General features: G+C 67.2%; 8 protein-coding genes and 1 pseudogene. All 9 read left to right on the top strand.

The window, feature by feature from the left end; genetic code table 11:
* Nucleotides 1–1,626 (top strand): annotated as a pseudogene (locus CYU59_RS24755) (hypothetical protein); the annotation flags it as partial.
* A gap of 38 nt (nucleotides 1,627–1,664) precedes the next feature.
* Nucleotides 1,665–2,021 carry a hypothetical protein gene (locus CYU59_RS24750; RefSeq protein ID WP_293003880.1) on the top strand — a complete coding sequence of 119 codons (357 nt, stop codon included), beginning with the start codon at nucleotides 1,665–1,667 and terminating at the stop codon, nucleotides 2,019–2,021.
* Nucleotides 2,022–2,132: 111 nt separating this feature from the next.
* Nucleotides 2,133–3,557 (top strand): M15 family metallopeptidase, encoded by a 1,425-nt coding sequence (locus tag CYU59_RS24745; RefSeq protein ID WP_293003878.1) that lies wholly within the window; start codon nucleotides 2,133–2,135, stop codon nucleotides 3,555–3,557.
* Complete coding sequence (locus CYU59_RS24740) at nucleotides 3,554–4,777, top strand: peptidoglycan-binding protein (protein WP_293003876.1); 1,224 nt, start codon at nucleotides 3,554–3,556, stop codon at nucleotides 4,775–4,777. Before CYU59_RS24745 ends, CYU59_RS24740 begins: the two co-directional genes overlap by 4 nt.
* Before the next feature lie 74 nt (nucleotides 4,778–4,851).
* On the top strand, nucleotides 4,852–5,313 hold the full coding sequence (locus CYU59_RS24735; protein WP_293003874.1) for a hypothetical protein: 462 nt from the start codon (nucleotides 4,852–4,854) through the stop codon (nucleotides 5,311–5,313).
* 35 nt (nucleotides 5,314–5,348) lie between these two features.
* Entirely contained in the window at nucleotides 5,349–5,771 is a 423-nt protein-coding gene (locus CYU59_RS24730; protein WP_293003872.1) for a hypothetical protein, read from the top strand.
* Nucleotides 5,761–6,273 (top strand): hypothetical protein, encoded by a 513-nt coding sequence (locus CYU59_RS24725; RefSeq protein WP_293003870.1) that lies wholly within the window; start codon nucleotides 5,761–5,763, stop codon nucleotides 6,271–6,273. The genes CYU59_RS24730 and CYU59_RS24725 overlap by 11 nt, the downstream gene beginning before the upstream one ends.
* Entirely contained in the window at nucleotides 6,273–6,602 is a 330-nt protein-coding gene (locus CYU59_RS24720) for a hypothetical protein (protein ID WP_293003868.1), read from the top strand. Before CYU59_RS24725 ends, CYU59_RS24720 begins: the two co-directional genes overlap by 1 nt.
* 1 nt (nucleotide 6,603) lies before the next feature.
* A partial coding sequence (locus tag CYU59_RS24715) for a hypothetical protein (protein ID WP_293003866.1) occupies nucleotides 6,604–7,115 on the top strand: 512 nt, incomplete at its 3' end.

The following is a 7,115-nucleotide window of genomic DNA, read 5'->3' as shown; positions in this document are numbered from 1 at the left end:
AACGCGATCAGCGGCCTGGTGCTGATCCACAACATCTACCTGTACGTCACGCTCGACGACCCGAACAACGTGTCCCTGACCGAAGGGAACATCACCTGGGTCTGGTCACCGACCTACCCGGCTCCGATGCTCGGACTGTCGACCAGTTTCGCGTCGGCCGACCGCGAGAACCGGCTGCTGATCGAGCAGGCTTACCAGCGACCGGTCGCGATCCCGATGCCGAACTACGCGTCCGGCCCGGGCTGGGGCCAACCGGGCGGGCCCGCGCGGCCGGCGGCGCCGGTAACGGGATGGTGGTCGCCGGTCAAGGCGAGCCGCGGCAAGGGTGCCGGGAGCTACGCGTTCACCGGTCTGGGCGCTACTGGGTTCCGGGCTCCGCGCGCTGCGGCTGCCGCGGCGTACGTGTTCGCCGGTGCCGCTGTCGGTCGGCGGGTCGCGCGCGCGGTGGCCGCGGGCGGCGGATACGGGTTCGCTGGGGGTCCGGCGGTCGGCGACGACAACCGGCGCGAAGCAACCGCATCGGGCGCCTACAACTTCGCCGGCACCGCGGTCGGCATGTCCTCGCAGGGCAAAGGATCCGCGGCCGGGGTCTACAACTTCGCTGGTGGACCGGCATCCGGGCGGCGCCAGCCAAAAGCGACCGCGCCCGGTGCCTACAGTTTCGGCGGCGCGGCGATCGGCCGCAGGATCGCGCGGGCGGTCGCGGCTGGCGCGTACACCTTCGCCAGCTCGGCGATCGGCAAGGTGACACGGCGCGGATCGGCGTCGGGCGGCTACAACTTCGCGGGCTCGGCCGTCGGGTTCCGGCCGTCGACATTCCAGCCGTTTACCGAGGTCAATGCCAACAAGACCGGGACCACGCCGATCGGTTGCGCAGGCGTCTGGGTGACGATGCAGGCGCCCGGCGGTGGCGCCGGAAAAGGTTTCTACACCATGTCGGCCGTCGGCCGCGGCGGCGCGGGCGGCGCAGGCGGTGGCGCGAAAATCTTCCGCGTCTTCATCCCGGCTGCGCTACTCGGGACGAACTACTCAATCAACTGGGCGGCGGGCGCAACAACACAGAACGACGGAGCCACCATCGTCTTTACCTCGGGCGGCGTCACGCTGACGGCAGTCGGCGGCAAGAAGGGCGCCGACGGCGGATCCGGTGTGGGCGGCACCGGCGGCGCGGGCGGCACCTGGTCGGCGAGCGGCATCAGCGGCGTTACCGGATCCAATGGCGCCGCGGGCGGCCGGGGCGCCAACGACAACAACCAGGTGGGCACCGCGGGCGGCAACAACACCGCGGGCGGCGGGCCTGGCGGCGGCGGCGGATCCGGGCTCGGCGCATTCGGCGGCACCAACACATCAGGCAAGGGCGGCAACTCGGCCACAGCCAACGGCGGCGCGGCGGCTGCCGCTTTGAGTAACGGCAACAACGGCGGCGCCGGCAACGCCGACAACCCCGGAGGCGGCGGATCCGGCGGGGCCGCGCTGAACGGCAACTATTCCGGCTACGGCGGCAACGGCGGAAGTCCGGGCGCGGGCGGCGGCGGGTCGTCAGGCTGCGCTGCCGGCTCACCCGCGAACGGCGGCACCGGCGGCGACGCATTCACCCTGCTCGAATGGGTCGCGACCGCGGCCTAACACAGCAACAACCACCACAACCAACAGGAGAAGAAGTCATGGCACTAGCAGACGCGGCAATGATTCTGGCAGCCAACGGATTACGCGCCGGAATCACTCACATGCAGATTCACTCCGGCGACCCCGGCGCGGCCGGCACGGCGAACGTCGCACCCGGACCAGCTCGCCAGCCGATCACCTGGGGCGCTGCCAGCGCCGACGGCGACTTCAACCTCGCTGCCACGGTCGCGTTCACCGGAGGAACCGCCGGCGCCGCAGCATCCTGGATCTCTCTCTGGTCCGCGCTGACCGGTGGGACTTTCCTGGGACGCTTCGCGCTCACCGGCGACACCACGTTCAACAGCAACGGCGAGTTCTCGGTCACCGCGTTGCCGCTCAACGGCTCCGCATCGTAATCCGGAACTAACTCATGGCCCGATTTGCGGGCGCCGTCGCTGGCGGCGCCCTATTCGGCGTGCTCGCCGGAGTCGCTGCATTCCTGATCCACGAACGAAACGAGACGATCAATGGGTTCTGAAAACGACTGGGAACCAGCACGACTGCCGTCAAACTCGCCGCTGCTGGTGTGGAAGACGGTTCCCGGCACCGATGTCTCGCTGCAAGTCCGCAACGACGACGCCGGCGCCATCATGCTGGCCTACGCCGCGGACTACCACGCCTTCATCGAGCCGCTGCGCGACGCCGATTCGGCCTGCTACACCCCGACCAACTCTGTTCCGACGTCGAACCATCTCAACGCGACGGCGATGGACCTGAACTGGAATTCGCATCCCTTCCAAGTGGCCGACGCAGGCTTCGACGCGGCGAAGATCGCCCGGATGCGCGACCTGCTCGCGTTCTACACGGGCGTCATGTTCTGGGCGAATGACTGGGACAGCCCCAAAGACGCCATGCACCACCAGATGGATTACGGCTCTTACGGCAACCCGGCGACCGCCGCGTTCGTGCGAACCCGCATCCGGCCCGACGGGTTCTCGACGTACAAGCGAGGCAGCACACCGATCGGGGGCGGGACACCGGTCGTCGACGTCGGCAATACAACCCCGGCGACGGCCGAGGACGCGGTTACCGTGCTCTACGACGCCGTGCCGATCATCGACGAGGCGCAGGCGGCCGATCTGCTGGGCCCGCTGCGCGCCGGCCTGATCGCCGCAGAATGCACCAACCCGAAGCGCATCGCGCAATACCTGGCGCAATGCGGCTGGGAGTCGGATGGATTCACCACAACCACCGAATACGCCAGCGGCGCAGCGTATGAGGGGCGCGGCGATCTGGGCAACACCCAGCAAGGTGACGGTGTCCGGTTCAAAGGCCGCGGCTGGATCATGCTGACCGGCCGCGGGCACTACACCACGTTCGGAAGATGGGCAGCCGCACAAGGTTTGGTGACCGATCCGAACTACTTCGTGAACAATCCGAACGCGCTGGCCGAACTCCGCTGGGCCGGCATCGTGTCGGCCTGGTACTGGACCGTGGCCCGCCCGCAGATCAACTCGCTGTGCGACGCCGGCGACCTGGTCGGCGTCACCCGCGCCATCAACGGCGGCACCAACGGGCTCGAGGATCCCAAGCCCGGCGTTCCCGGCCGGCGCTCCCGCTACAACCAGGCGATCGCGCTCGGCGACCGTCTGCTGCTGCTCATCAACTCCGCACCCGCAACCGACCAAGGAGACGACTTCATGTCCGCACTCACACCTGACGAGCAGCGCGAAGTTCTGTCTGGGATTCGCTGGCTACGTGAGCAATTCGGCCCGAGCATCTGGGGCCCATCATCCTCACTGGGCACGACCGTCGTGGACGGCGAGACCGTCGAGCTGACGTTCCGCGACGGCGTGGCCGAAGAGAAGCGCACCGTCGAGCAGCTCCGCGAGCTGCTGAGCAAGCCCGGCGTCGCTATCGTCACCCTGCAGGCGCCGGCGGCGTCCAAGTGACGCTGAAACTGGGCGATCGCAACGAGACGGTGCGGCGCTGGCGAACCGTCATGGCCGCCATGTTCAAGGGCTATGCGCGTGAGGTCGACGTGCTCGCACCCGGCGACGAATTCGGACCGCGCGCCGAGGCCTGGCAGAAGGTCTACGAGCGCAACACCGGCCAACCGCAGGACGGCATCGTTTCCGACGCTGATCTCATCGCGCTGAAAATCGTTCAGCCGCATCGGCCCATCTGGATCTACTCGGCACCCGGATCCGGCGCGCCGTGGTGGCTGGGCCCGCCGTTCGACCTCGGCGAGTGGTGCAAACGGGTGCTGAACCTCAACCACCAGCCCATCGGCTATCCGATCGGCGGATACCTCGGCCTTATGGGCGGCGACCCCGGCACCTCGTATATCGACGTCGTCGAATCGCTGATCGCCGAGCTCGACAACCTGCTGGGCAAAAACCCGGACGTGAATCGTGCGCTGATCGACCGGGCGAAGGATCCGCGCGCGGTGGTCGACGTCGAGCTGTGGTTCACCGGCTACTCGCAGTCGGCTGACGCGCTCAAGCAGGCGATCGCGAGACTGTTCGGCGACGGCGGCAAGTACGCCAGCATCCGCGACCGCATCAACGGCCTGGTGCTGTTCGGCGACCCGGCCCGCCGGCCCGGACCGACCAAGGTCGGCAACAACCCGCCCGGCCGCGGCATCGCGCAGACCATCGCCTTCCCGCAATGGCTCGAGGATCTGGTGTGGGACATCGTCAACGTGTCGCCGACACCAGACTTCTACGCCAGCGTCACCGACAAGATCCGGCCGCTGTTCTACGAGTGGTTCATTCGCGCCGAGACCGAGCTGCCGTTCGTCATCTACACCGGGCAAATCATCATCCCCGCCCTGCTGAACCTGGTCGCGCCATTCCTCGGCAAGCAGGGCACCGCCGGCCTGTCCAACCCGCTCGCCGTGCCGGTGCTGGCCGGCGCAACCGGGCTGCCCGCCGGCACCATGAGCAGCCTGCTCGGCGGCGTCCTCGGATCCACCGAGGCGCCCAACCCGAAGCTCATCGAACTGCTGTCAGTGCAGGGACTGCTCACCAGCCTGCCCGACCTCATCGGGCTGATCGGCGCGCTCGGCGGCCTACAGGTGCACGGCGACTACTACGCCCCGAAATCGGAGTTCAACGGCCGAAGCGGGTTACAGGTCGGCTACGACATCATCGCCGGATTCCGCCGGTGACCAGACGCTTCCGATTCCACAACGGCATTCCACGAGTGCCTGTTTCGCTGCTACAACGAGAGGACAAACCGACAATGCTCGACAAACTGCGTGCGAGGATCTCGCGCTACCTGCCCGAGACGCGCCGCGAAAAGCTTCACGTGCTGTTGGTTGCGTTCGTTGGCTACCTGCTGGCTGGCGGGGTGCTCACCAACAACCAAGCCGAACTGTGGACCCGGCTCGGCGCGGCCACCATCAGCCTGCTCTTCGCATGGCTCTACGCCCGCGATGCCTGGCGCGCAGCACTTTACGGCGTCGTCGTCACCCTTGGCGGCGTCTTGTACGCCTACGGCGTTGCGCAGGGCATCAACTGGGCCATCATTGTTGCGACCACCGCGCAGGCACTCGGTATGGGCACCGCCGCGGCCAAAACCGTGCCGGGCAAACCTGACTACGTCCACTTCGCGAGCGGCATCCGGTACACCGGCGGTGCCGGTGGTGGCGGTGGTGGCGGTGCAGGGCTGCCACGAAAGTTCGTTCCGCCGCCTGGCGCGTGACTGCGCAGGGCGCGTCGGACTCCACGACGAAAGCCGTGCGAGATCTGACGACAAACATCGTCACCTGGTACATGGTGCTGGCGTCGATCCTCAACGGGTCGATCATGGCGCTGCGCTCTGAGGTATTCACATCGCACCCGCGATTCGTGCACCTCGACCAGATGCTGCACGGCCACCTCGAGGCATTCGGTGCCGTCCTAGCCACGGCCGGTCTAGTCAAGGGGGTGGCCGCGCTATTCGGCGACGGCACACCGCATCTCGTCGCGATCAAGGTCAGGATCATCGCCACCCTAATCTGCGGACTCTGCTGGTCAACGAACGCCTACTCCCAGGCCACCAACGTCAACCAGACCGGCGACTGGCCCGGCGTGCTGGGCATGACGTTGCTCTCGGGACTGTTCATCCTTCACGCCGGCGCGAGGTGGGTCTATTACCGCGAGATCCGCCATGGTCGATGACCCCCGCGTCAGAGTCGTCTTTCTGCCACGGCCGCGACGCTCGCGGCACCCGTATCAATGGGGCTGCGCCGCTGGGCTTTTGGTCTACGCGCTCGCCAACATCATCGTCGGGCCCGCCTCGCACAGCCCGCTGCTGATCGTCGGCAACCGCGACAACGAGTGGCTCAACTACTTCCTGCTGTTCGGCGCCGTGAACCTGCTGGTCGCCACCGTCATCCCCGACAACTACTGGCGGCTGTTCGTCGAGCTGTTCGGGCACCTGTCGCTGGTATTCAGCGCAGGCATGTTCGGCCTCGTCGCCGGCCAAAGCTTTCTCCTGGTCGCAGCCCGACCCGACGAGCAAAACGGTCTGTCGATGAACCTCTGCATGGCGACCGCGATCCTCGTCGCCGCCGGCTTCCGATGCCGCGAAATCTGGAAAACGCTGCGCGGCACCTACTTCAAGCCCAAGCAGCTCGGCAAGATCGTGGAACTCGACGACACTCTCGGCGGATCATCCTGATGCAGCAGTACATCGTCCCAGGCGTGATCACCGGTGTGTTCGCGGTCCTGGTGGCGCTCACCGCGGCGCTATTCGGTCAGGCGAAGAACCGCGCGGACGCCGCCGAGTCGATCACCGCCGGCGCGAAGATCCTGGCCGACATGAGCGTCGACGAGGTCGTCCGCAAGGACAGCAAGATCGTGGTGCTCTACGGCCGAATCAACCGGCTGCGCGCCCACATTCGGGAACTGCGCGACCGGCTGGTCAGCCACGGCGACATTCCACCGCCACTGCCCGGCGCGTACTACGACGACGACGATCCCGACGCCGACCTCAACGACAGGAATTGACATGAGACAGTTGCTCGTCGCGATCGCGGCCTCCCTGATGCTGTGCGGCCACTGGCATTGCGCCCCGCCCGCTCACGCCGACCTCCTGCAGGGCTGCTCGCAGCCGGCGGTCTCGGTTTACGTTGCGGTCCGGGTCATCGCCGAGGGCCAGGGCTTCTTTTGCGTCTATCCCAAAGAGGCGCTCGGAATGCACTCTTGGTGTCTGCAGGGCAGCGGTGGGATCGGCCTGAACCTCAACCTCGGCGGCCCGTTCGGCGGTGGCAACGGCGGCGCTGGCGTCAACGGCATCATTGGCGCCAATGCTCTCAGTTGCACGTGGCGTTGTCCGAACGGCCAGCTCGCATTTCAACCGAATCCGCCGGAAACGTGGCGACGGCAGATCAAGGTCTATCAGGACTGCGTGCCGATCGACCCCGAGAGTGAGCCGTTCACCTTTCCGCCGCCGGGGCCGCCGCCGGTCGACCCGCGCCCGCTGCCCGCCGGCACCTTCGCTGACAACGCCAAGAAAGACTC

Source organism: Mycobacterium sp., from assembly GCF_002863225.1.
Taxonomy (GTDB): Bacteria; Actinomycetota; Actinomycetes; order Mycobacteriales; family Mycobacteriaceae; genus Mycobacterium.
Note: the sequence above shows the minus strand (reverse complement) of the source record. Positions and strands in the feature narration are given on the sequence as shown.